The sequence below is a fragment of the Streptomyces sp. NPDC008079 genome (assembly GCF_042957385.1).
In the GTDB taxonomy this organism is placed as follows: Bacteria; Actinomycetota; Actinomycetes; order Streptomycetales; family Streptomycetaceae; genus Actinacidiphila.
The window spans coordinates 1-22,780 of the sequence record NZ_JBIBIC010000016.1; the positions used below are offsets into that span (position 1 = coordinate 1).

Consider the following 22,780-nt stretch of genomic DNA (forward strand, 5'->3'; position numbering starts at 1 on the left):
GACTTTTGGCACGCTGTTGAGTTCTCAAGGAACGGAAGCTTCCTTCAGACCGTTTCACCGGCCCTCCGGGCTTTCCCTTCGTCGTGTCTCCGACTTTAGCAGAAGCTATTCGGTCGGAATTACCAACCCCGTTCCGAGCACACACGTTTCCGCGGGTCTCGTCGAGGCGGTTGTGCCAACGTACTGGACTCCCCCGCTCGGAGCAAATCGACCGCGGCCGTTCCGGTCGCGGTGACAGTCACGGTGGCTGAGGGTGGCCGGATGGCAGACTTCCGATCGGGAAGGGTCATCATGTGGTCGCTTCCGCTCGGGCGGAATCCATACTTGACATGACTTAGGCTGCTCTCGCGGCCTCGCCGTCCGGTGACAGGCAGTGACGGCGTCTTGAGCTCCGCATATAGGAGGCTTCCCATGACGACCGTTTCTTCTCCGCTGGCCGGACGGGCCATCGGGCTCGCGGCAGTGCCCGACCCCGTGTTCTCCGGCGCCATGGTGGGACCGGGTACGGCCATCGACCCCGTGCGCGAGTCGACGGTGGCGGTGTCCCCGGTGGACGGAGTCGTTGTTTCTCTGCACCCGCACGCGTTCGTCGTCGTGGACGACGAAGGGCACGGAGTGCTGACGCACCTCGGCATCGACACCGTTCAGCTCAATGGCGAGGGATTCGAGTTGCTGGTGTCCAAGGGCGACACCGTCAGCCGCGGCCAGGAGGTCGTCCGGTGGAATCCGGCGGCCGTCGAGGAGGCCGGGAAGTCGCCGGTGTGCCCCGTGGTCGCGCTCGAGGCCACGGTGGAAGCGCTCGGCGAGGTCGCGGAGAGCGGCGAGATCGAAGCGGGCGGCACTCTCTTCACCTGGAAGTAGTCCCGCTCTCCGCCAGGAGTCAAGCCAGCGGGGGCACGCAACCTAAGCGGCGGCGTCATCGACCCGCCGCATCGACCGGAGACGGGTGAGATGGAGACAACGCTGCGAGGCGTCGGTGTCAGCCACGGTGTGGCGATCGGCGAGGTACGGCACATGGGCACCGCTGTTCTGGAGCCGCCCGCCAAGCAGATCCCGGCGGACGACGCTCCGCGCGAGCAGGGTCGGGCGCGGCAGGCCGTCGAGGCGGTGGCCGCCGATCTGACCGCGCGTGGTCATCTCGCGGGCGGCGAGGCGCAGGCGGTGCTTGAGGCGCAGGCGCTGATGGCGCAGGACCCGGAGCTGCTGGCCGACGCCGAGCGCCGGATCGCGGTGGGGAGTACGGCCGAGCGCGCGGTGTACGACGCTTTCGCCTCCTACCGGGCGCTGTTGGCGGGCGCTGGTGAGTATCTGGCCGGTCGGGTCGCGGATCTGGACGACGTGCGGAACCGGATCGTCGCGCGGCTGCTGGGTGTGCCGATGCCAGGTGTGCCGGACAGCGACGAGCCGTATGTGCTGATCGCGCGTGATCTGGCGCCTGCGGACACGGCGCTGCTCGACCCTGCGTTGGTGCTCGGTTTCGTCACCGAGGAGGGCGGGCCGACCAGTCACAGCGCGATTCTGGCGCGGGCGCTCGGGGTGCCGGCCGTGGTGGCGCTGCCGGGTGCGGGTGAGCTGGCCGAGGGAACGCTGATCGCGGTCGACGGCAGCACCGGTGAGGTGTTCGTCGAGCCGGACGAGGAGAAACGGACCGCGCTGTCCGAGGCGGCCGCGGCCCGGAAGGCGGCGCTGTCGGCGTCGTCGGGTCCTGGTGCGACGTCGGACGGGCACAAGGTGCCGTTGCTGGCGAATGTCGGCGGCCCGGCCGATGTGCCCGCGGCGGTGGCGGCGGGGGCGGAAGGCGTGGGTCTGTTCCGTACGGAGTTCCTGTTCCTGGACGACTCCTCGAAGGCTCCGACGGAGGACAAGCAGGTTCAGGCGTACCGCCAGGTGCTCGAGGCGTTCCCCGAGGGCCGGGTGGTGGTGCGCGTGCTCGACGCGGGCGCCGACAAGCCGCTGGAGTTCCTGACGCCCGCGGACGAGCCCAACCCGGCGCTGGGTGTGCGGGGGCTGCGATCGCTGCTCGACCACCCGGAGGTGCTGCGGACGCAGCTCACCGCGCTGGCGAAGGCGTCGGAGGGGCTTCCGGTGTATCTGGAGGTCATGGCGCCGATGGTGGCGGACCGTCAGGACGCGAAGGCGTTCGCGGACGCGTGCCGTGCGGCGGGGCTGCGGGCGAAGTTCGGTGCGATGGTGGAGATTCCGTCGGCGGCGCTGCGGGCGCGGTCGATTCTCCAGGAGGTCGAGTTCCTGTCGCTCGGCACCAATGACCTGGCGCAGTACACCTTCGCGGCGGACCGGCAGGTCGGTGCGGTGTCGCGGCTTCAGGACCCGTGGCAGCCCGCGCTGCTCGACCTGGTGGCGGCGTCCGCGGACGCGGCTCGGGCCGAGGGCAAGAGCTGTGGTGTGTGCGGTGAGGCGGCGGCGGATCCGCTGCTCGCGTGTGTGCTGACGGGTCTGGGTGTCACCAGCCTTTCGATGGGTGCGGCGTCGATTCCTTATGTGCGGGCGACGTTGGCGAAGTACACGCTGGCGCAGTGCGAGCGTGCGGCTGCCGCCGCTCGGGCGACCGACAGCGCCGATGATGCGCGGCGGGCGGCGCAGGGCGTGCTGTCCGGCGAGTGAGCCGACGGCGGCGGCGGCGGTCGGGTTGGTTGGCGGAGGGCGTTCCACCCGTGCGGGGTGGGGCGCCCTCCGCCGTTTTGTCATCGGCCCGGTGTTCCGCGCCAGCCGGTCCCGTACTGCGGCCTCTCCCTCATGTGAGGGGTCCGAAGGGACCCGTCGGGCCGATGTGGTCGACGGGCGGTGGCGGCAGGGGGAGTCCCGCGCGGTAGGCGACGCCGTGCTCGGGCGGTACGGGGTCGCCGGTGGCGGCGTCGGTGCAGTAGGCGTTGAAGACCTCCGCTTCGGTGAGCGGGTGGAGGTGGCCGTCGCGCAGGGACCAGCCGCGTACAGTGTCGGGCCGTTCGTCGTCGTGGGTGGTGCGCAGGACGACGCCTCCGGTCCGGCCGGTGGCGGTGCTGGCGGCCATGACGGTGCAGAGCACGAGGGCGTCGTTCTCCGCGAGTTCGATCGTGTCGTCGGTGTCGGCGTGTACGTGGACGGCGGCGAGCAGTGGGCCGTCGTCGGCGGGGAGGCTGCACACGACGTGGTGGGTGCCGGGGCCGACGGTCTCGATGAGGCGCAGCAGGGTGTCGGAGGCGCGGTCGAAGGCGCAGTGGGCGAGGTCCTGTCCGCAGTCGGGGCAGGTGCCGGCCCGGGTGAGGGCGTCGGTGGCGCTCTCCCAGGTGGCGCGGCGGTCGGCTTCGTGGGCGAGTTGGGCGCGCAGCAGGGTGAGGGACTGGCGGGTGTAGGCGACGGAGGGGCCCGCGGCGGTCGCCTCCGCGGTGTAGTGGGTGCGGGTGGTGGCGCTGTCCGGGGGCTGGCGGGTGGTGGTGCAGTAGTCGGCGTAGGCGTCGGGGTCGAAGAGTGTGACGGCGATGTGGTGGCCCTGGGCGTGCAGGTGGCGGAGGAAGGCGTCGACGGCGTGCAGATACTGTGCGTAGTTTTCGAAGGCGAAGCTGCGGTGGTCGGTCAGGGCCGCGAAGTCCTGGTCGTCCAGGAGCAGGGCGACGACGGTGGGGGCTTCGCGGCGCAGCGCCCTGCGGTGGGCCGCGCGGTGCCGGGGCGGGCGTTGTGCCTGGTCGGCGCGGGCGTGGCGGTTCTTGCGGTGGGTGGTGCGGTTCTTGGTGCTGGACATGCTTCCCCCTCGGTGTGGCACCGGGGTCCCGATGACCCCTAGTGCTCACTCACCGTAACCGGGGGCACTGACAACGGCGGTTCTGCGGCGGTCGGGTGCGGTCGGTCGAGGCGGCGCAGGACCAGGCGGCGTTGCAGGAGCGCGGCGGCGGCGAGTACGGCGCCGAGCGCGATCCAGCCGGTCGGTCCTGTGGCGATGACGACGGAGGTCATGAGCAGCGGGCCGACGCAGCGTGAGGTGGACTGGGCGAGGCCGTGCACGCCGACGTAGCTGCCCTGTGCGTCGTCGGGTGCGAGGGCGACGGACAGTTCCCAGGAGATGGCGGACTGGATCATCTCGACGACGGTGAAGGCGATGGCGGCGGCGAGGATCGCGGCGGTCGCGGCCCATCGCGTGTGGACGACGGCGACGGCCGTGGCGGCTCCGGAGAGCAGGAACCATACGGCGACCCGGCGCAGGGAGTCGGCGGCGACGCGTGGGGTCCTGCCGTGCCGGGAGAGCCGGACCTGGAAGGCGACCACGATGACGGTGTTGACGACGAAGATGGCGGCTGCGAGGCCGTGCGGAGCGTCGGTGCGGGTGATGATCCACAGCGGCATGCCGACGCTGAGCGCGCAGCCGTACAGGAACATCGCCGAGTCGAGGGCGGCGTAGAGGAGGTAACCGCGGTCCCGCCAGGGGTTCGAGGGGGCGCCGACTTCGCGGTGCGGTACGGGAGTTGTGGCCGTGGTGGCGGTCGGGGCGGTGTGGGCGGCGACGGTTCTGCTGGCCGAGGGGGGTTCGGCGCAGCGGGCGACCAGGGCGGCGACGAGGACGAAGGACAGGGCGTCGCCGAGGAGCAGGCCGCGGTAGACCGCGCTGGTGCCGATGGCCAGGGCGGCGGAGGCGCCGAGGCCGCCGACGGTGTAGCCGACGTTGACGACGGTGCGCTGTACGGCCTGGTAGCGGGCGCGGTCGGGTCCCGCGACGCGGGCGGCGAAGAGTTTGGTGAGGACGGAGGCGGAGCGTTCGCCGAAGCTGCCGAGGGCGACCAGGGGCAGCAGTTGCCAGAAGCCGTGGGCGAGCAGGAGCAGCAGGCTGGAGGCGCCGCGCAGGAGTTGGACGGCGAACAGCACGCGGGTGAGCGGCACGCGGTCGGCCAGGCGGCCCGCGACGGGCGCGCCCGCGATGCCGGCGGCGCCGCCGAGGCCGAGCAGCAGTCCGGCCTGGCCGGTGCTGAGTCCGCCGATGAGGACGAAGTAGAGGGCGGTGACGGCGACCCAGAGTCCTGAGCCGGTCTTGTCGATGAGGTTGATCCAGAGCATCCGCCGCCCGTCCGGGCCTCCTGGTATCGGCGGTATCCGCATCGTGTCCGCTCCCCCTCGTCACCGGGTCCGTTCGCCGCTCGTCCGCCACGTACTCGCTTGCCGTGCGGCATTGTATTGGTACATACTCATGTATGTGGCAACACAATATGCGATCAGCGGTGCGACGGCCAGGGAGATTGCCGCGTCGGCCGAACGGGCGGTGACCGAAGGGCGGTTGCGCCCGGGGGACGCGCTGCCGCCGGTGCGGACGCTGGCGGACGGACTCGGCGTCAGTCCGGGGACGGTGGCGGCGGCGTACAAGGAGCTGCGGCGGCGCGGGATCGTGGTGACGCGCGGGCGCGGCGGGACGGTGGTCGCGTCGGCGCCCTCGGTGGCCTCGCGGCGTCCGCCCCGGGTGCCAGAGGGGCTGCGGGATCTGGCGGGCGGCCATCCGGACCCGGCCTTCCTGCCGGATCTGGTGCCGCCGGGACGGCTGTCGCCCGGCGCACGTTCGCACCGCGCCTCGCCCCGGCTGCCGCAGTTGGAGGAGCTGGCGCGGGCGTGGTTCCGCCGGGACGGGGTGCCCGACGGGCAGGTCACCTTCGCGCACGGCGCGCTGGACTGCGTCGCGCGGCTGCTGTCGGTGGAGCTGCGGCCCGGCGACGCGGTGGCCGTCGAGGACCCCGGCTTCCACCATCTGCTCGATCTCGTACCGGCGTTGGGGCTGCGGACGGCCGCGGTGGCGGTGGACGACGAGGGGATGCGGCCGGAAGCGCTGCGGTCGGCGCTGCGGGCCGGCGCGCGGGCGGTGGTGCTGTGTCCGCGCGCGCAGAATCCGTACGGGTCACGGGTGTCGGAGGCGCGCCGCGAGGAGTTGCTCGCGGTGCTGGCGGGGTCGCCCGAGGTGCTGGTCGTCGAGGACGACCACAGCGCGGACACGGCGGGCGGTCCGCTGCACTCGCTGACCACGGCGGGGGCGCGGGGTCCGGGGCGATGGGCGCAGATCCGTACGGTCTCCAAGCATCTGGGCACCGATCTGCGATGGACGGCGATGGCCTGCGACCCGGTCACGCTCGCCCGGCACGACGGCCGGATGCTGCTGACGTCGGGCTGGGTCAGCCATGTGCTCCAGGAGACGGTGGTCCGGCTGATGACCGATCCGGCGACGGCGGAACTGGTCGCCGCGGCGGGGACGGCGTACACCGAGCGCCGCGAGGCGCTGATCGCGGCGCTCGCGGAGCACGGGATCACCGGGGCCGGGGTGAGCGGTCTGAATGTGTGGGTGCCGGTGCGCGACGAGGCCGCGGTCGTCAACGGCCTGCGGTCGCAGGGCTGGTGGGTGGCGGGCGGGTCGCGGTTCCGGATCGGTGCGGGTCCGGGCGTACGGATCACCGTCGCGGACCTGCGGGTGCCGGAAGCGGCCGTGCTGGCCGCCGACTTCGGTCGCGTACTCGCCGACTCCGCGAGCACGTACGGGGGTTGAGGCACCGCACCGTGACGGGGGTGGTCAGTGAGGTGCCAGCGGCGCTATTGACGGGGGCGGCGCCGGTCAAGTATCCAGATCCTGGGCGGCATTGGTACAGACCAAATGGGAGTCCGGCATGCGAAGATCCCTCACACTCCTCCTCGCGCTCTTCGGCACGCTCGTCCTGTTCCTCGTTCCGCCCACCTCGGCGGCCGGCGGCGTCGGCGCGGCCTTCGCCAAGACCTCGGACTGGGGCAGCGGCTACCAGGCGCAGTACACGATCACCAACGGCAGCGGTTCCGCGATCAGTTCCTGGAAGGTCGAGTTCGACCTGGCCTCCGGCAGCAGCGTCGGCAGCTACTGGGACGCGCTGCTGACCCAGTCCGCCACGTCCGGCGGCACGCACTACACGTTCACCAACCGCGACTACAACGGGACGCTCGCGCCGGGCGCCTCGGCCGTCTTCGGCTGGGTGGGTTCGGGAACCGCCACCCCGGCCAACTGCAAGCTCAACGGGGCTTCTTGCGACGCGGGCGGCGGTGGCGGCGGTTCCGACACCACGCCTCCGACCGTGCCCGGCGGCGTCACCGTGGGCTCGCCGACCAGCTCCTCGCTGACGGTGAAGTGGAACGCCTCGACCGACAACTCCGGTTCCGTGGCCGGTTACGAGGTCTCACGCAACGGCGGCACGCCGGTCGCCGTGACCGGCACCTCGTACACCGCGACGGGTCTCGCGGCGTCCACCGCGTACTCCTTCCAGGTCCGCGCCAAGGACGCGGCGGGCAACTACTCGGCGTACAGCGCGGCCGTCAGCGGCACCACGAGCGCGACCGGTGGCGGCGGGAATCCGAGCCCCGGCGTGATCCGTACCGCGCCGTACGTGGACATGGGCGCCTGGCCGACGCCGAGTCTCACGGCGATGTCCCAGGCGAGCGGCGTGAAGAGCTTCACGCTCGCCTTCGTCACCTCGGCGGGCTGCAAGGCGTCGTGGTTCAACGCCTATGACCCGCGCCAGGCGTGGGCGAAGGACCAGATCGACGCCATCAGGGCGGCCGGCGGGGACGTGAAGGTCTCCTTCGGCGGCGCGAGCGGCATCGAGCTGGCCCAGGCGTGCGGTTCGGCCAGTGCGCTGGCCACCGAGTACGGCGCCGTCGTCGACGCGTACAACCTGTCCTACGTCGACTTCGACATCGAGGGCTCGGCGGTCGCGGAACCCGCGTCGATCGCCCTGCGCTCACAGGCGTTGGCGCTGCTCCAGCAGTCCCACCCGAGTCTGCGGATCTCGCTGACCCTGCCGGTGCTGCCCAACGGTCTCGACGCGAACGGGCTGAACGTGGTCACCTCCGCGAAGAACGCGGGCGTCAACCTGGACATGGTCAATGTGATGGCCATGGACTACTACCAGAGCGTCGACTACGGCGACGCGGCGGTCCAGGCCGCCAACAGCCTGTTCGGACAGCTCAAGTCCCTCTATCCGACCAAGTCCGACGCGCAGCTCTGGGCGATGGTCGGCGTGACGCCGATGCTCGGCCAGAACGACGACGGACACGTCTACGACCAGGCCGACGCCCGTCAGCTCGTCGCCTTCGCGCAGAGCAAGCACCTGGGCATGCTCTCGTTCTGGGAGGAGGGCCGGGACGCCAACGCGTGCACCGGCGCCACCTACAAGTGCACCAACATCTCGCAGACGCCGTACGAGTTCTCGAAGATCTTCGCGGCGTACACCGGATGACGGCGACGCGGACGTGACCGTCGGCACCTGAAGTGACCTTCTACGAGCGGCCCTTCGCGCGTTCGGCGGCGAGCCGCTCGTAGAAGCGCAGCACCCCGAGGTCGTCCACCGAGCCCGGGTTGACGGCCTTGTCGAGCGCGGTGCCCTGGAGGAGCCGTTTGACGGGGACCTCGATGCGCTTGCCGGTGAGGGTGTGGGGGACGCCGGGGACGGCGATGACCTCGTCGGGTACGTGGCGCGGCGAGAGCTGGGCGCGGATCGCGGTGCGGATCCGGTCGCGCAGCGCGTCGTTCAGTTCCGCGCCGTCGGCGAGCTGCACGAACAGCGGCATCCAGTAGCCGCCGTCGGGCTGTTCGATCCCGATGACCAACGACTCGCGGATCTCCGGCAGGCGTTCGACGACCTCGTAGATGTCGGAGGAACCCATGCGGACGCCCTGGCGGTTGAGGGTGGAGTCGGAGCGGCCGTGGATGACGACGGTGCCGCGCGCGGTGAGGGTGATCCAGTCGCCGTGCCGCCACACGCCGGGGAACATCTCGAAGTAGCTCTCGCGGTAGCGGGCGCCGTCCGGGTCGTTCCAGAACCTGATGGGCATGGACGGCATGGGGTTGGTGACGACCAGCTCGCCGACCTCGTCGACGACCGGGCGGCCCTGCGCGTCCCACGCCTGCAAGTCGGTCCCCAGGCAGGGCGCTTGGAGCTCACCGATGTGCACGGGGAGGGTGGGGACACCGCCCGCGAAGCAACTGCACACATCGGTGCCGCCGCTGACCGACGCGATCCACAGGTCTTCCTTGACCTCGTCGTGCAGCCAGCGGAATCCGTCGGGCGGCAGCGGCGAGCCGGTGGTGGCCACGCACTTGACGGCCGACAGGTCGACGTCGCGGCCGGGGTGGATGTCCGCCTTGCGGCAGGCGATCACATACGCGGCGGAGGTGCCGAAGACGGTGGTGCCGGTCTGTTCCGCCACCCGCCACTGGGCGGCGACGTCGGGGTAGCCGGGGCTGCCGTCGTAGAGCACGACGGTGGAACCGGCCAGGAGCCCGGAGACCAGGAAATTCCACATCATCCAGCCGGTGGAGGTGTACCAGAAGAAGCGGTCGTCCGGGCCGAGGTCAAGGTGGAGGCCGGTCTGCTTGAGGTGTTCGAGCAGGATGCCGCCCTGGGACTGCACGATGGCCTTGGGCAGTCCCGTCGTGCCGGAGGAGTAGAGCACCCACAGCGGGTGGTCGAAGGGCACGGCCTCGTACGCGGGCGCGGTGTCGTCGGCGGTCAGGTCCGCCCAGTCCAGGGCGCCTTCGGGGGCGGGCGTGCCGAGCAGCGGGATGTGCACGGTCGCGCGCAACGAGGGCAGCCCGGCGCGCAGTTCGGTGACGACGTCGGTCCGTTCGTGCCGCTTGCCGCCGTAGCGGTAGCCGTCCACGGTGAACAGCACGACGGGCTCGACCTGTTGGAAGCGGTCGAGGACGCTGCGGGCACCGAAGTCCGGGGCGCAGGAGGTCCATACGCCGCCGACGGCCGCGGTGGCGAGCAGCGCGACGACGGCCTGCGGGATGTTGGGGAGGTAGCCGCTGACGCGGTCGCCGGGGGTGACGCCGAGGCGGCGCAGGGCCGCGGCGAGCGAGGCGACCTGGCGGCTGAGTTCGGCCCAGCTCACCGTGCCGGTCTCGTGGCTCTCGTCCAGGTGCAGCAGGGCGGGGGTGTCCGCGCGGGCCGGGTCGAGGGCCGGGCGCAGCGCGTGCTCCGCGTAGTTGAGGGTCCCGCCGGGGAACCAGCGGGCGCCGGGCATCGAGGCGTCGGCGAGCACCGTCTCGTACGGGGTGCTGAAGCGGACGTCGTACCACTCGGTGATCGCGCGCCAGAAGGCGTCGGGGTCGCGGACCGACCAGGCGTGCAGCGCGTGGTAGCTCGCGGCGGGGTCGCCGGGCACGGTTGCCGGGGCGCCGTACCGCTCGGCCGTCCAGTCCTGGAACCGGGTCACCTGCGCGCGGGCGATCCGCTCGGGTCCCGGCGTCCACAGGGGCTCCGGGCTGTCGGCGGGCTCGGGCGTGGTGCTCATATGGGCGGCTCCCCGGACGGTACGCGTCGTCGCGTATCTGCGGCTGGTCCCCTGCGGGCGGAATGTCCCGCCCCGGGCCTGGGCAGGACGATGCCATGTGATCGTCTTCGGCGCCAGGGCGGGGTGGCCCACGGGTCGCGCGGCGGGGGTCGGCGGGGGCTCTGACGAGGGGTTCCGAGGGGGTGGTCCGGGCGGCGGGGCGGCGACAGGGCGGCTCTGTTTCCGGCTCCCGCCGGGGTTCCCGCCAAGATCCCTGGGAAGATCACTCACCGGGCCCGCGCGGGCCCGGCCCCGCCGCCGGGAGGGCACGGGCGCGCGGGGTGCGGTCCGGGTCGGCGGCGCCGGCGACCGGCGCGGGTCGCGCACCGCCCCCTCCAGGTGAACGGTGGCTGAACGAGCGGCGCGACCGGCGGTTTCGATGGAAGGGTGGGGGCATGGACGCTCGGGACCTGCTGCGGTCGGTGCGGACGGCGGGTTCCGCCGAGGGCCGGCGTGCCACACGCTCGGCCTGGCGGCGGCAGCGCACGGACGCGCGGGATCTGCCGCGGCGCGGCGCCGAGCGCGCCCGGGTGCCGGGCGCCGCACAGGAGGTGGAGCCGCTGCCCGGCGGCGGCCGGGTGCGGTTCGCGCGCTCGGTGCTGCGGGTAAGGGTGGCGATCGGCGGCGCTGTCTTCTGCGGCTGGGACGGCGCGGATCCCGACCCGTCGTACGCGCTGGCCGGCGGGCGGCCCGAGGCGGATCTGCGGGCGATCCTCGAACCGGACAAGGACGGCTGGAGGGTGGTGTCCGAGCGCGTCACCGTCCTGGTGTCGCGGCACGGCGCGGTGGAGATCCGCACGCCCGGCGGCGTGCTGCTGCGCAGGGAGCTGCCGCCGCGCTGGTGGGAGCCGACCGGCGGTGAGCCGGGGGTGGGCGCGCGCTGGGTGCAGCGCTCGGAGACCCCGGCCGACGCGCGGGTATACGGGCTCGGCGGCCGGGCCGTGGGACCGCGGCTGCCCGCGGGCGGCTACCGGCTGTGGAACACCGACCCCGACGGCTCCTTCGAGCCGGGCGACGACCCGCTGTACATCACCATGCCGGTGCAGCTCGTGGTCGCCGACGCGGGCTGCCACCTGGTCTTCCACGACAACACGTGGGACGGCAGGGTGACGCTGCGGGACGGTGAGGAGGGCGCGGGCTCGGGCCACGACCGGCCGGGCGGCTGCGAGCTGCGGATGGACGGCGGGCCGCTGCGCTACTGGGTGATCACCGGTACACCGTCACGGGTGCTCAACGGCTGGACGGCGCTGACCGGCAGACCCGCGCTGCCGCCGAGCTGGGCGCTGGGCCACCACCACTCGCGCTGGGGCTTCGGCAGCGAGCGGGAGGTGCGGCGGGTCGTGGCGGGCTACCGCGAGCGGGAACTGCCCCTGTCGGTGCTGCATCTGGACATCGACCACTTCGACGGCCACCAGGTCTTCACCGTCGACAAGGGCCGGTTTCCCGATCTGCCCGGTCTGGCCGCGGAGTTGGCCGAGTCCGGGATCCGGATGGTGTCGATCGTGGACCCGGCGGTGAAGGCGGAGCCCGGTGTGGCGGTCTACGACAGCGGCACCGAGGAAGGCGCGTTCGTGCGGGACGCGCGGGGCCGGGAGGTCAACGGCGTGGTCTGGCCGGGCGATGCGGCCTTCCCCGACTTCACCGACCCCCAGGTGCGGGCGTGGTGGGGCCGGTTGTACGCCGAGCGCCTCGATCAGGGCTTCTCCGGGGTCTGGCACGACATGAACGAGCCGGTGTCCTTCGTGTCCTTCGGCGAGAACACCCTGCCGCGCTCGGCGCGGCACTCTTTGGAGGGCCGAGGCGGCGACCACCGCGAGGCGCACAATGTGTACGGCCTGACGATGGCCCGCGCGGGCTACGAGGGGCTGCGCGAACTGCGCCCCGAGCAGCGCCCGTTCCTCTTCTCTCGCTCCGGCTGGGCGGGCATGCAGCGGTACGGCGGCACCTGGTCGGGCGATGTGGCGACCGGCTGGCCGGGGCTGCGCGCGTCCCTGTCGCTGGTCCTCGGGCTCGGCCTGTGCGGGGTGCCGTACTCGGGCCCCGATGTGGGCGGCTTCACCGGTTCGCCGTCGCCGGAGCTGTATCTGCGCTGGTTCCAACTCGCCGCGTATCTGCCGTTCTTCCGCACCCATTCGGCGATCGACGCGGGGCGGCGCGAGCCGTGGGAGTTCGGCCCCGAGGTGCTGGAGCACGCGCGGGCCGCGCTGACCGAGCGGGTGCGGCTGCTGCCGTATCTGGAGTCGCTGGCGCACGTCGCGCACCGCACCGGCGCCCCGTACGTCCGCCCGCTGTGGTGGAACGCGCCGGGTGACCGGGCGTTGCGCGAGTGCGGTGACGCTTTCCTCCTGGGCGACGCGCTGTTGGTGGCTCCGGTGCTCGAACCGGGTTCGCTGACGCGGGCGATACGGCTGCCGCGCGGCCTGTGGTACGACACCGCGACCGGTACCGCGCACCGCGGGCCCGGTCAGGTGCTGCTCGACGCGCCGCTGGGCCGGATTCCGGTACTGGCGCGGGCGGGTGCGATCGTGCCGGTGGCCGGGGCGGACGGCGAGGTCGAACTGGAGGTGTGGGCACCGCGACTCGGCCGTACCGGGAGCGGTGTCGTCTTCAGCGGCGACCCGGAGGGCTGGGGCACGGCGCGGATAGAACGGTTCACCTCTCGGTGGGCGGACGGCGAGGTCGTGGTGGAGCGGGACGGCGCGGACGCCGGGGAGCCGGTCGGCTACCGAGTGCGGGTGCGCGGCACGGCGTCGTAGGGGCCGACCGGTTACCGGGTGTGCGGCGGCGTGTCGTAAGCGCCGTCGAACCAGCGGCGGGCGGCCAGGGTGTGCAGGGGGAAGCCCAACTCGGCCGGGCGCGGCAGGATCTGGTGCCCGTCGGTCTCGTCGGTCGGTACGGACGGCGGCAGTTCGGCCGCGTCGCGCTCCGGCAGCAGGCCGAACAGCAGCAGATATCCGCCGTCCTCGTCGGTGAGCGCGTCGGCGAGGGTGACGTCCGCCGCCGAGGCGCGGATGCCGGTCTCCTCCGACAACTCCCGGACGACGGCCTGTTCCCAGCTCTCGCCGAAGTCGATGAAGCCGCCGGGCAGGGCGAGTCGGCCCAGGCGCGGCTCGATCGTCCGGCGGATCACGACGAGCCCCGTGCCGTCGGTGTGCCGTACCGGGAGCAGGACGACGGCGACGGGCAGCGGGTTGCGGTAGCTGACGGCCCCGCAGTTTCCGCAGGTGCGCGGCCATCCGGGGTCGGCGCCGAAGGGGGCGCCGCATGACGAGCAGTGAGAGTCCTTGGCCACGGCGGGACCCTATCGGACAGCGGTCGGGCGGGTGGGGTGCCGGGCCGCTTCAGAGGCGGCCTTGCGGGTCGGGCCGGCTTCGGGGCCGCGGGGCGGCTTGCGCAGGACCTGGCGGGTCGGGGACGAGGACTCCAGCAGGACGGGGGCGCCCAGGGCCGCGCCGATCGCGTCCGACCAGCGGCGCGGGTCGCGTCCGGGCGTGTCCCACAGGGCCGGGCGGGCGCGCTGGAGGCGCGCGGTGAGGGCGGCCTGGCGGGCCAGGTCGCCGGGCGGACCCGGCGCGAGGCGTTCGACGAGGGTGCCGTCGATGCCGTAGGCGCGGCAGATGCGCAGGCCGCGGGCGCGGGCGGGCGCGTCGAGGTGGGTGACGGCGAGGGCGTCCACTCCCCCGCAGACCTCCACGGCGTACGCGTGCGCGACGGCGTCGAAGTGGCCGGTGCGGAAGGCGCCTTGCCAGCGGCCGTGGCCGTTGTGCGGCTCGGGCAGCAGCGGTGTCAGCTCCGGGTCCTCGGTGACGAGCGGGCCCGGCCCGTGCCGGGTGGTGTAGGTGCGCACGACGCCCAGCCGCCGTGCCTCGCCCGGTGTACCCGCCTCGGCCAGCAGCGTCTCGGCGTTGGCGAAGGTGGTGGTGGACCAGGTGGTGTACGGGTGGAAGCCGTGCCATTCGTCCAGCAGGACGCCCTGGGCGCCCTCGAAGACCACCGGGCCCCGTCGCAGGAGGTCGTGCAGCGCGGCCCCGTCGGTCAGGGTGACCGTACGGGCGAAGGCGGCGAGGACTTCCGCGCAGTCCTCGACCGGCGGCGCGGGAAGCGGGCCCAACTCGTCCGCCAACCGGTCGCGCAGCAGGCGCAGTTGGCGCAGCAGCCGAGGGCGTGACGCGCAGTCGCCGACGGTCGGCGCGTCACCGGGGTGGGCGAGCGCGTACGCGGCGGCCTCGCCCACGCCCATCCCGCAGGAGCCGTGCCGGTCGGCGCCGCGCGCCTGCTCCCGCAGCCGGTTGGCGGCGGCGTGGTACGGGGTGGCGATCGGCGCCGCGCGGTCGACGGACAGCAGGGCGTACGGGTCGGGGACGCCGACCGTGCGCAGGTGGTCGGCCTCGGCGGCCAGCGCGAGCGGGTCGACGGTCATGAACCGCGACAGGTGGGTGCGGACCCCGCGCAGCGTGCCGGAGCCGAACTGCGCGAAGGTGTGGTGGCGGCCGTCTGCGGTGACGACGTTGTGCGCGGCCTGGGCGCCGCCGTTGAACCGGACGACCGCCTGGACCGTACCGTCCTGGCAGAGCCGGTCCACGGCGGCGCCCTTGCCCGCGTCCCCGAATCCGAGGTCGACGACGATGGTGTGCACTACAGCCTCGTGGTGGTGGCGGGACCCGCGTCGCCGTCGGTGAGGGGCGCGTCGGAGACGGCGAGGGCGCTGCCGCGGGCCGCGCCGTCCCTGCCGCGGTCGAGTCCGGCGAGCGCCCTGCTGACGCTGTCGCCCGCCGCCGAGCCGACGTCGGCCAGGTCGGCCAGGCCCGCGGCGAGGTCGATCGCCTCCTCGCCGAGGCCGACGGTCAGCGCGATGGTCTCGCAGACCGCGTCGAGGTCGTCCAGCTCGATGACGTTCTGGCCGAGCAACTTCCGCCAGATGCCGAGCACTTCGGTATTGCCGACGTAGGAGGAGCCCGCCGGGAGGATGTAGTGGACGTGGTAGGTGCGCTGGAGTTCGGTGACGATGTCGGTGATCGGGATGTCCTGCGGGATGCGCTCGCCGAGGACGTCCCACACCTCGCGCGCCTTGACCTTGCCGTACGGCATCTCGTCGCCGATCAGGAACAGGTAGCCGCGCCGCCCGCGCTTCTCGTGGCAGTCCAGCGCGGTGTGCCGGGCCATGGTGTAGAGCGCGAGTTCGTACGACTCGCTCATCTGGCCGCCGCCCCCGCCCTCCAGGAGGATGTTGCCGAGGTCGTCGTCCATCCGGTTGTCGGACTCGAACTGCCCGATCTGGAGGGGCACCCGGTCGCAGGTGGCGTCGCCGACCGCGCCGAACATCACCTGCGGGTGCTCGGTGTAGCCCTTGCGCAGCAGCAGGCCGAACAGCTCGGGGAGCTTGGTCTGGAGCACCTGCGGCACGGTGCGCATCGAGCCGGTGACGTCGAAGAGCACGGCGATGGCGAGCGAGGTGGGGTGTTCCGCGGAGTCGCGGCTCTCCCGCAGGGTGATGTTCTTGGGGTCGAGTGACGGGTGGGCCGCCCAACTGCTGCGCGGGGACGAGCCGGTGACGTGGTCGCTGTAGGCGAAGGCGCCGGAGCCGGACGCGGCGCGGTAGCGCGCGGCGGCGTCGTAGACATTGGTGGACCAGCTTCCGCTGCCCATGGTGGTTCCCCCTTGTGTCGTGGTGGTGGTGTCGCGGTTGTCAGATGTGCGGCATGGCGAACGGGCGGAAGGTGCGCGGCCCGTAGAGCCGTTCCAGCAGGTCGTCCAGCTCGCCGAGGAGCTGCCAGGCGTCCTGCGGGCGTGCGTTCTGCGAGGGCAGTACGCACGCGCGCAGGAAGGCGCGCATCGGCGCCGGTGCCCGGTCGCCCATGAGCTGCCGCACGCAGAGCGCGGCGAGGTGGATGTCGGTGGCCGGGGAGGCCGGTCGGCGCTCCGGGACCTCGGGCGGATAGGCGTCCCTGTGCCGGTCGACGAGGACCGGCACATGGGTGTCGAAGGCGGTCGCGTAGCACCAGTCGACCAGGACCAGGCCGTGCAACTCGGGGTGGATGAGGACGTGTTCGGGGAAGACGGCGCCGTGCACCAGCCGGGCGCGGTGGGCCCAGCCGAGCGCGGTCAGCAGGCGGCGCCACATCCAGGCCGCGTCGCGCGGGTCGAGGCCGCCGGGGTGGGCGGCGGCGACCTCGGCGAGCGTGTGGAAGCCGGTGAGCGGTACGAGCGCGTTGACGTGCCGCTCGACGCCGTCGGTGTCGCGGTGCCGGAAGCTCTCGATCAGTTGCGGGGCGTACGCGCGGTGCCGCCGTTCGCCGACGGTGTCGAGGCGGCGCAGCACGTCGGCCTCGTGCTCCAACAGGTCGTTGTCGCGGGGCCGTTGCGGGATCTTCAGTAGGGCCTCGCGCCGGTCGCCGTTCTCGTCGTAGTGGGCGGTCCGCAGGACGGCGAGGTCGCCGGTGGCCAGGACCGGGCCGAGGACGTAGCGGCGGTCCGCGGTGGTGACGGTGGGAGCGGTGGCCCTTTCGTCGGTGTGGTGGTGGCGGGCGGACAGCCGGGCGAAGGCCGCGGCGGCCTCCGCGGTGCGGCCGGGTGGTGCGGCGTCGGGGTGCAGCAGCCGGGCGAGCCGCCGGTAGCGGCGGACCGCGTCGTGGGCGTCGGCCGGGAAGTCGGCGTCGAGGGCGGCGAGGGCGTCCTCGAAGGTGCGTATGTGTGCGCCCGCCGGGTCGTTGCCGGTGTCGCCGAGGGGTCCGCGACTCGCGCCACGCGTCGGGCCGTTGGTCCGGTCACCGGCCGGGTCACCGAGCGGATTCGTGGTGGCGGTCATCGGACGTCGTCCTCCCGGTCGGGGCGGAGCAGCGCCGGGTGCAGCAACCGGGCATCGCCTGCCCGGTAGAGACGGGCGCGCGGACCGCCCTTGCTGCCGGGGCGGCTGTCGGTCTCGCCGGTGGACTCCACAAAGCCCGGCACGGAGAGCACTTTGCGGTGGAAGTTGCCCGCGTGCAGCGGCGCGCCCCACACCGTCTCGTAGACCGCGCGCAATTCGCTGATGGTGAAGGTCTCGCCGAGGAAAGCCGTGGCCAGCGGGGTGTACTCGATCTTTCCGCGGGCGCGTTCCAGACCGTCCGCGAGGATGCGGTCGTGGTCGAAGGCGAGCCGGGGAGCGCTCCCGTGAGAAGCGGGCCGGCGGCCGGTACCACCCCCGTAGATTCCGGTCCGCCGACCCTGCTCGAAGGGACGCGGCGGCGCCGCGTCCGGTTGCCCTTTCGGGAGGATTGCTTCGACGGGGATCCAGGCGGCGCCCGCGGCGTCGCTTCCCGGCGTGGCATCGGGCAGTCCCGGCGCGAAGGCGAGGTACGCGATCGAGACCACGTGCATGCGCGGGTCGCGGTCGGGGACGCCGTAGGAGCCGAGCTGTTCCAGGTGGACCCGGCCGAGCGCCGTGGCGTCCAGGCCGGTCTCCTCGGCCAACTCCCGCGCCGCCGCCTCGTCCAGGGACTCGCGTCCCGCGCGGACGAATCCGCCCGGCAGTGCCCGCTCCCCCGCGAACGGCGGTCCGCCCCGCTCGACGGCCAGTACGTGCAGCCGGTCGGCGCGCAGGGTCAGCGCGACGATGTCGACGGTCACGGCGATCGGGTCGAAGGCGCGCGGATCGTAGGAGTCGAGGAAGTCCCGCTCCCGCCGCGCCGCCGACTCCCCCGCCGACTCCGGCGTGTTCACCGCGTCCGTCATGATCGCCCCCGTCTCGCGCCGAACCCACCCCGCATGTTGTTCTCAGGGTGAGTCATTCTCACTACGAGAAGACCATAGCACCGACCCCTGACACCGTCCAGCGGCGGCGCTACTCTGCGGTAATGACGAAGCAGACGTTCAGCACTTTCGAGGAGTTCTGGCCGTACTACGTGGCGATGCACTCGAAGGCCGCCACCCGCTGGGTGCACCTGGCGGGCACGCTCACCGGCCTCGCGGTCACCGGGTACGGCCTGGCGCGGGGCCGCAAGCGGTACGCGGCGGCGCTGCCGCTGATCGGGTACGGAACGGCGTGGCCCGCCCACTTCCTGATCGAGAAGAACAATCCGGCGACCTTCGGGCACCCGGCGTGGTCGCTGCGCGGCGACGTCAAGATGATCACCACCATGCTCGCCGGACGGGACGCCGAACTGGCCGAGACGGCGGACAAGTGGCTGGCGGAGCAGGGCGGCACGGGCGACGACGCCTGACACCGCCTCACGCCGGCCCTTCCGGCCCGCCGACTTCGCGCGGTCCGGCGCTGTTCCGCCGGCGGGCCGCCCGTGGCACACTTCTGACGATCCGTCAGATGACGAGCCGGGGAGGCCGCGTGGAGCAGCACAGGCGCACACCGCCGGTGGTCGAGGGCTGGTTCACCGAGGGGACGGGAACCGACTTCCGGCTGCTCGGCACCCGATGCCGCGACTGCGGAAGCGTGTTCTTCCCCCGTGAGGACTCCTTCTGCCGCAACCCCGCTTGCGCGGGTACCGACTTGGACGAGTTCCCGCTCTCCAGGACCGGGCACGTCTGGTCGTACACCGACGCCCGCTACCGGACGCCGCCGCCGTATCCCTCGGACCCCGGGCGCGCGTGGCAGCCGTACACCCTGGTCGCCGTCGAGCTGGCGGACGAGCGGATGGTCGTGCTGGGACAGGCGGCGCCCGGGGTGACCCCGGCCGATCTCGCGGTCGGGATGCCGGTCGAGCTGGTGCCCGGGGTGCTCGGGGAGACGGCAGCCGACAGTACGGGCGGCGCCGGCAACGGGCGCGGCACCTGGAACTGGCGGCCCGTGGGCGGTGCCCGATGACCGCCGACATCGCGGTGCTCGGCGCCGGCATGCACCCCTGGGGCAAGTGGGGGCGGCCGTTCACCGAGTACGGGGTCGCCGCCGCCCGCGCGGCCCTCGCGGACGCGGGCCTCGACTGGCGCGAGGTGCGGTCGGTGGTGGGCGCCGACACCGTACGCGGCGGCTATCCCGGATACGTCGCGGGCGCGACCTTCGCGCGGGCGCTCGGCTGGCAGGGCGCCCGCGTCACCAGCGTCTACGCCGCGTGCGCCTCCGGGGCGCAGGCCATCGCGACGGCCCGCGCGCAGATCCTGGCGGGCCTCACCGACGTGGCGCTCGTGGTCGGCGCCGACTCCGCGCCCAAGGGCTTCTTCGCCCCCGCGGGCGGCGAGCGGCCCGACGACCCCGACTGGCTGCGCTTCCGGGTCCTCGGCGCCACCAACCCCGGCTACTTCGGGCTGTACGCGCGCCGCAGGATGGCCGTGCACGGTGACACGCTCGACGACTTCGCACAGGTGAAGGTCAAGAACTCCCGTGCGGGCGCGGCCAATCCACTGGCCCGCTACCGCGAGCCGGTCAGCGCCGAAGAGGTCGCGGCCTCCGCGGTCGTCGCCGATCCGCTGCGGCTGCTGGACATCTGCGCCACCTCGGACGGCGGCGCCGCGCTCGTGCTGTCGAGCATGGACTTCGCCCGGCGGCACACCTCCGCCCCGGTACGGATCCGCGCGGTCTCCACCGTGACGCCCCAATACCCGCGCACCGTACCGGACTTGCCGGACATCGCGAGTGACTCCGCCGTCGCCGTGCCCCCGCCCGGACGGGAGCCGCGCGCCTCGATCGCGGCGGCGGCGTACGAGGAAGCCGGGATCGCGCCGGGAGACCTCGACCTGGCGGAGGTCTACGACCTCTCGACCGCCCTGGAACTCCAGTGGTACGAGGATCTGGGCCTGTGCGCGACGGGTGAGGGCGCCAAGCTGCTGCGGTCGGGGGCGACCGCGCTGGGCGGCGCCATCCCGGTCAACACCAGCGGCGGCCTGGCGTCCTTCGGCGAGGCCGTACCCGCCCAGGCCATCGCGCAGGTCTGCGAGCTGGTCCGCCAGATCCGCGGCCGGGCGGAAGGGCGGCAGGTCGCGGGAGCGCGGCTCGGAATCACCGCCAACCAGGGGCTGTTCGGGCACGGCTCCGCGGTGGTCGTGGTGAAGTGACCGGGCACCGGGGGGCGCGTAGCGGATCGTACGGGCCGGGCGGACGCGCACCGGGCCGCACGGGTTGGTCGGACGCGCGCCGGGCCGTACGGGCCAGGCGGACGCGTACCGGGCCGGACCGTACCGACGCGTGTCGGGTCACACGGTGGGGATCGGTCCCGGCTCCGCCGTGAAGTGACGTGATCGGTCAGGCTTCTTGACGCTCCGTCACCCCTGGAGAACACTTCCGGTGGCGCGGAGCCGGTCGGCGGGAGGGGCACCGGCCACCGGCGGTCCGCGCCGCCGCCCGTTCCCGACACGGTCCCGCGCGGACCGGGCAAGGGAGACCGACATGAGCGACCAGCCCGTGAGCTACGTAGCCGCCATCGACCAGGGCACCACATCCACCCGGTGCGTCGTCTTCGACAGCGGCGGCCGGATCGTCGCCGCCGACCGGCGCGACCACCGGCAGATCCTCCCCAGGCCCGGCTGGGTGGAGCACGACGCGACCGAGATCTGGGCGAAGACGCAGGCCGTGGCGGCGGGCGCGCTCGCCAGGGCCGGGCTGCGCCCCGACCAGCTCAGCGCCCTCGGGATCGCCAACTGGAGGGCTCGATCGCCGTCACCGGGGCACTCGTCCACTGGCTGCGCGACCAACTCGGCCTCATCCGCAGCGTGGACGAGATCGAGCCGCTGGCCGCGAGCGTGCCCGACAACGGCGGCGCCTACGTCGTGCCGGCCTTCTCCGGGCTGTTCGCGCCCTATTGGCGGTCCGACGCGCGCGGTGTGATCACCGGGCTCACCGGCTTCGTCACCAAGGCGCACCTGGCGCGGGCCGTGCTGGAGGCCACGAGTTGGCAGACCCGCGAGGTGGTCGACGCGATGCAGGAGGACTCCGGGGTACGCATCGCCGAACTGCGCGTGGACGGCGGCATGACCGTCAACAGCCTGCTGATGCAGCATCAGGCTGACGTGCTGGGCGTGCCGGTGGTCCGGCCGGTCGTCGCCGAGACCACCAGCCTCGGCGCGGCCTACGCGGCGGGTCTGGCGACCGGCGTGTGGGACGGCCTCGACACGCTCAGGGCGCAGTGGGAGCGCGACACCGAGTGGAGGCCGCGCATGGCCGAGCCGCGACGTGAACTCGGTTACCGGCGTTGGAAGATGGCCGTCGAGCGGAGCTTCGGCTGGCTGGAGGAGGACGGCGAGGACGGCTCCGCCGGATAGCGTCCGGCTCTGAACGGCGGCCGGTTGGCCGTCTCGCAGAAGAACCGGACTCAGGCGGCGGCCGGGCTGCGGAAGCGTCCGAGGCGGCGTCCGGTCTGCGGAAGCGTCCGGCCCCAGGCAGCCGCCGGGCTCAGGTGGCGGCGGGCTCCTTGCGCCCCGTCGCCATCTGCGCCGCGTGTTCCACCACGGTGATCAGGACGTTCTTCGCCGAGTCCCGCTCGCGCGCGTCGCACATCACCACCGGCACCGAGGCGTCCAGGTCGAGGGCGTCGCGCACGATGTCCGGCGCGTGCAGCTCAGCGCCGTCGAAGCAGTTGACGGCGACCGTGAAGGGGATGCCGCGCCGCTCGAAGTAGTCGACGGCCGCGAAGCAGTCCTCCAGGCGGCGGGTGTCGGCGAGCACGACCGCGCCGAGCGCGCCCTGCGCCAACTCGTCCCACAGGAACCAGAACCGGTCCTGTCCTGGCGTGCCGAACAGATACAGCACCAGGTTGTCCCTGAGCGTGATCCGCCCGAAGTCCATGGCGACGGTGGTGGTGCGCTTGCCCTCCACGCCCTCGATGTCGTCCACCGGGCGGCCCGCCTCGCTGAGCGACTCCTCGGTGCGCAGCGGCCTGATCTCGCTGACCGCGCCCACCAGCGTGGTCTTGCCCACGCCGAAGCCGCCCGCCACCAGCAGCTTGAGCGCCACCGGCTCGTCGGCGGACGGCTTGCGGCGGCGATCCGATCGCGCGAAAGCCATGTTGTGTCTACTTCCCTGCCGGCGTTGTCAGTTGTACGTCGATCTGTACGTCGGTTGCGCTTCGTCGTACGTCTGCGGAGAGCCTAGTCCTGTTCGAACATGACCGGCACGCCGCAGTGGATCACGATCCGCTACAGCGCGCGCAGCCCGTTGATGACCTCGCGCAGGATGTTCTCGTCCACCAACTCGGCCGGTGGGACCGGCTGGTGGAGTTGTACGTGCGACGCCTCCAGCAGGTCCCCGACCAGGACGCGGACCACCCCGACCGGCAGGTCGAGGTCGGCGGCCAGCTCCGCGACGGAGACGGCCTGGACCTGACAGCGTTCGACGATGTCGAGGTGCTCGGGTGACAGCGTGTGGTCGTCCTGCGCGCCTCCGTCGTCCCCGGCCTCGGTCTCCGTGATCACCAGGGCGATCAGGTCGATCTTCGTCTCAGCGGCGTTGCTGGTGCGGCCCCTTGTCATCGCATAGGGCCGCACCACCGGTCCTGCCGCGTCGTCGTACCACCGGTCCGAATCAGAAGTCATGACACCCGTCACC

At 72.8% G+C, this 22,780-nt stretch carries 18 protein-coding genes and 1 pseudogene; 9 read left to right on the top strand and 10 right to left on the bottom strand.

Annotated elements, in window-relative coordinates; all coding sequences use genetic code 11:
- Nucleotides 1-411 precede the first annotated feature (411 nt).
- A complete protein-coding gene (locus ACFZAM_RS27385; protein WP_355344104.1) occupies nucleotides 412-861 on the top strand; it encodes a PTS glucose transporter subunit IIA in 450 nt (149 codons plus the stop codon).
- Nucleotides 862-951: 90 nt separating this feature from the next.
- The gene (gene ptsP / locus ACFZAM_RS27390) at nucleotides 952-2,622 is read left to right on the top strand and encodes a phosphoenolpyruvate--protein phosphotransferase (protein WP_391050064.1); all 1,671 of its coding nucleotides are present in this window, start codon (nucleotides 952-954) and stop codon (nucleotides 2,620-2,622) included.
- A 130-nt stretch (nucleotides 2,623-2,752) separates the two neighbouring features.
- On the opposite strand, the gene ACFZAM_RS27395 is transcribed toward ptsP, so the two are convergent.
- Nucleotides 2,753-3,736, bottom strand: a complete 984-nt coding sequence (locus tag ACFZAM_RS27395; RefSeq protein WP_391050066.1) for a hypothetical protein — start codon at nucleotides 3,734-3,736, stop codon at nucleotides 2,753-2,755.
- 38 nt (nucleotides 3,737-3,774) lie between these two features.
- Nucleotides 3,775-5,082 carry an MFS transporter gene (locus tag ACFZAM_RS27400; RefSeq protein ID WP_391050068.1) on the bottom strand — a complete coding sequence of 436 codons (1,308 nt, stop codon included), beginning with the start codon at nucleotides 5,080-5,082 and terminating at the stop codon, nucleotides 3,775-3,777.
- 94 nt (nucleotides 5,083-5,176) lie between these two features.
- On the opposite strand from ACFZAM_RS27400, the gene ACFZAM_RS27405 reads away from it, so the two are divergent.
- Both ACFZAM_RS27405 and ACFZAM_RS27410 read left to right on the top strand, forming a co-directional pair.
- On the top strand, nucleotides 5,177-6,505 hold the full coding sequence (locus ACFZAM_RS27405) for an aminotransferase class I/II-fold pyridoxal phosphate-dependent enzyme (protein ID WP_391050069.1): 1,329 nt from the start codon (nucleotides 5,177-5,179) through the stop codon (nucleotides 6,503-6,505).
- A 118-nt stretch (nucleotides 6,506-6,623) separates the two neighbouring features.
- On the top strand, nucleotides 6,624-8,219 hold the full coding sequence (locus ACFZAM_RS27410; RefSeq protein WP_391050071.1) for a cellulose binding domain-containing protein: 1,596 nt from the start codon (nucleotides 6,624-6,626) through the stop codon (nucleotides 8,217-8,219).
- Between the two features lie 40 nt (nucleotides 8,220-8,259).
- Here ACFZAM_RS27410 and ACFZAM_RS27415 read toward each other — a convergent pair whose 3' ends face one another.
- Complete coding sequence (locus tag ACFZAM_RS27415) at nucleotides 8,260-10,278, bottom strand: acetoacetate--CoA ligase (protein WP_391050072.1); 2,019 nt, start codon at nucleotides 10,276-10,278, stop codon at nucleotides 8,260-8,262.
- 434 nt (nucleotides 10,279-10,712) lie between these two features.
- Between ACFZAM_RS27415 and ACFZAM_RS27420 the strand changes: the two genes are divergently transcribed.
- Entirely contained in the window at nucleotides 10,713-13,073 is a 2,361-nt protein-coding gene (locus ACFZAM_RS27420) for a TIM-barrel domain-containing protein (RefSeq protein ID WP_391050073.1), read from the top strand.
- A gap of 11 nt (nucleotides 13,074-13,084) precedes the next feature.
- Here the strand turns inward: ACFZAM_RS27420 and ACFZAM_RS27425 are convergent, their stop codons facing one another.
- The 5 genes from ACFZAM_RS27425 to ACFZAM_RS27445 are packed head-to-tail and all read right to left on the bottom strand — an operon-like array spanning nucleotide 13,085 to nucleotide 18,027.
- Nucleotides 13,085-13,609: an NUDIX domain-containing protein gene (locus tag ACFZAM_RS27425; protein WP_391050075.1), complete on the bottom strand. Its 525-nt coding sequence runs from the start codon at nucleotides 13,607-13,609 to the stop codon at nucleotides 13,085-13,087.
- 9 nt (nucleotides 13,610-13,618) lie between these two features.
- A complete protein-coding gene (locus tag ACFZAM_RS27430) occupies nucleotides 13,619-14,953 on the bottom strand; it encodes an adenylosuccinate synthetase (protein WP_391050077.1) in 1,335 nt (444 codons plus the stop codon).
- Nucleotides 14,953-15,963 carry a hypothetical protein gene (locus ACFZAM_RS27435; protein WP_355344074.1) on the bottom strand — a complete coding sequence of 337 codons (1,011 nt, stop codon included), beginning with the start codon at nucleotides 15,961-15,963 and terminating at the stop codon, nucleotides 14,953-14,955. Before ACFZAM_RS27435 ends, ACFZAM_RS27430 begins: the two co-directional genes overlap by 1 nt.
- 40 nt (nucleotides 15,964-16,003) lie before the next feature.
- Entirely contained in the window at nucleotides 16,004-17,122 is a 1,119-nt protein-coding gene (locus tag ACFZAM_RS27440) for a molecular chaperone DnaJ (RefSeq protein WP_391050078.1), read from the bottom strand.
- A complete protein-coding gene (locus ACFZAM_RS27445; protein ID WP_391050080.1) occupies nucleotides 17,119-18,027 on the bottom strand; it encodes an NUDIX domain-containing protein in 909 nt (302 codons plus the stop codon). The genes ACFZAM_RS27440 and ACFZAM_RS27445 overlap by 4 nt, the downstream gene beginning before the upstream one ends.
- Before the next feature lie 122 nt (nucleotides 18,028-18,149).
- Here ACFZAM_RS27445 and ACFZAM_RS27450 point away from each other — a divergent pair, with 122 nt between their 5' ends.
- The 4 genes and pseudogenes from ACFZAM_RS27450 (at nucleotide 18,150) to ACFZAM_RS27465 (ending at nucleotide 21,498) form a co-directional block, all read left to right on the top strand.
- Nucleotides 18,150-18,515: an Mpo1-like protein gene (locus ACFZAM_RS27450; RefSeq protein ID WP_391050082.1), complete on the top strand. Its 366-nt coding sequence runs from the start codon at nucleotides 18,150-18,152 to the stop codon at nucleotides 18,513-18,515.
- A gap of 119 nt (nucleotides 18,516-18,634) precedes the next feature.
- Entirely contained in the window at nucleotides 18,635-19,111 is a 477-nt protein-coding gene (locus tag ACFZAM_RS27455; protein WP_391050084.1) for a zinc ribbon domain-containing protein, read from the top strand.
- The gene (locus ACFZAM_RS27460) at nucleotides 19,108-20,295 is read left to right on the top strand and encodes a lipid-transfer protein (protein WP_391050086.1); all 1,188 of its coding nucleotides are present in this window, start codon (nucleotides 19,108-19,110) and stop codon (nucleotides 20,293-20,295) included. Before ACFZAM_RS27455 ends, ACFZAM_RS27460 begins: the two co-directional genes overlap by 4 nt.
- A 331-nt stretch (nucleotides 20,296-20,626) precedes the next feature.
- Nucleotides 20,627-21,498: pseudogene (locus tag ACFZAM_RS27465) on the top strand (FGGY-family carbohydrate kinase).
- 130 nt (nucleotides 21,499-21,628) lie between these two features.
- On the opposite strand, the gene ACFZAM_RS27470 reads toward ACFZAM_RS27465, so the two are convergent.
- Together ACFZAM_RS27470 and ACFZAM_RS27475 are read right to left on the bottom strand one after the other, a co-directional pair.
- Nucleotides 21,629-22,240: an ATP/GTP-binding protein gene (locus tag ACFZAM_RS27470; RefSeq protein ID WP_355344059.1), complete on the bottom strand. Its 612-nt coding sequence runs from the start codon at nucleotides 22,238-22,240 to the stop codon at nucleotides 21,629-21,631.
- 131 nt (nucleotides 22,241-22,371) lie between these two features.
- Nucleotides 22,372-22,767, bottom strand: a complete 396-nt coding sequence (locus tag ACFZAM_RS27475; RefSeq protein ID WP_355344056.1) for a DUF742 domain-containing protein — start codon at nucleotides 22,765-22,767, stop codon at nucleotides 22,372-22,374.
- Nucleotides 22,768-22,780: the final 13 nt, after the last annotated feature.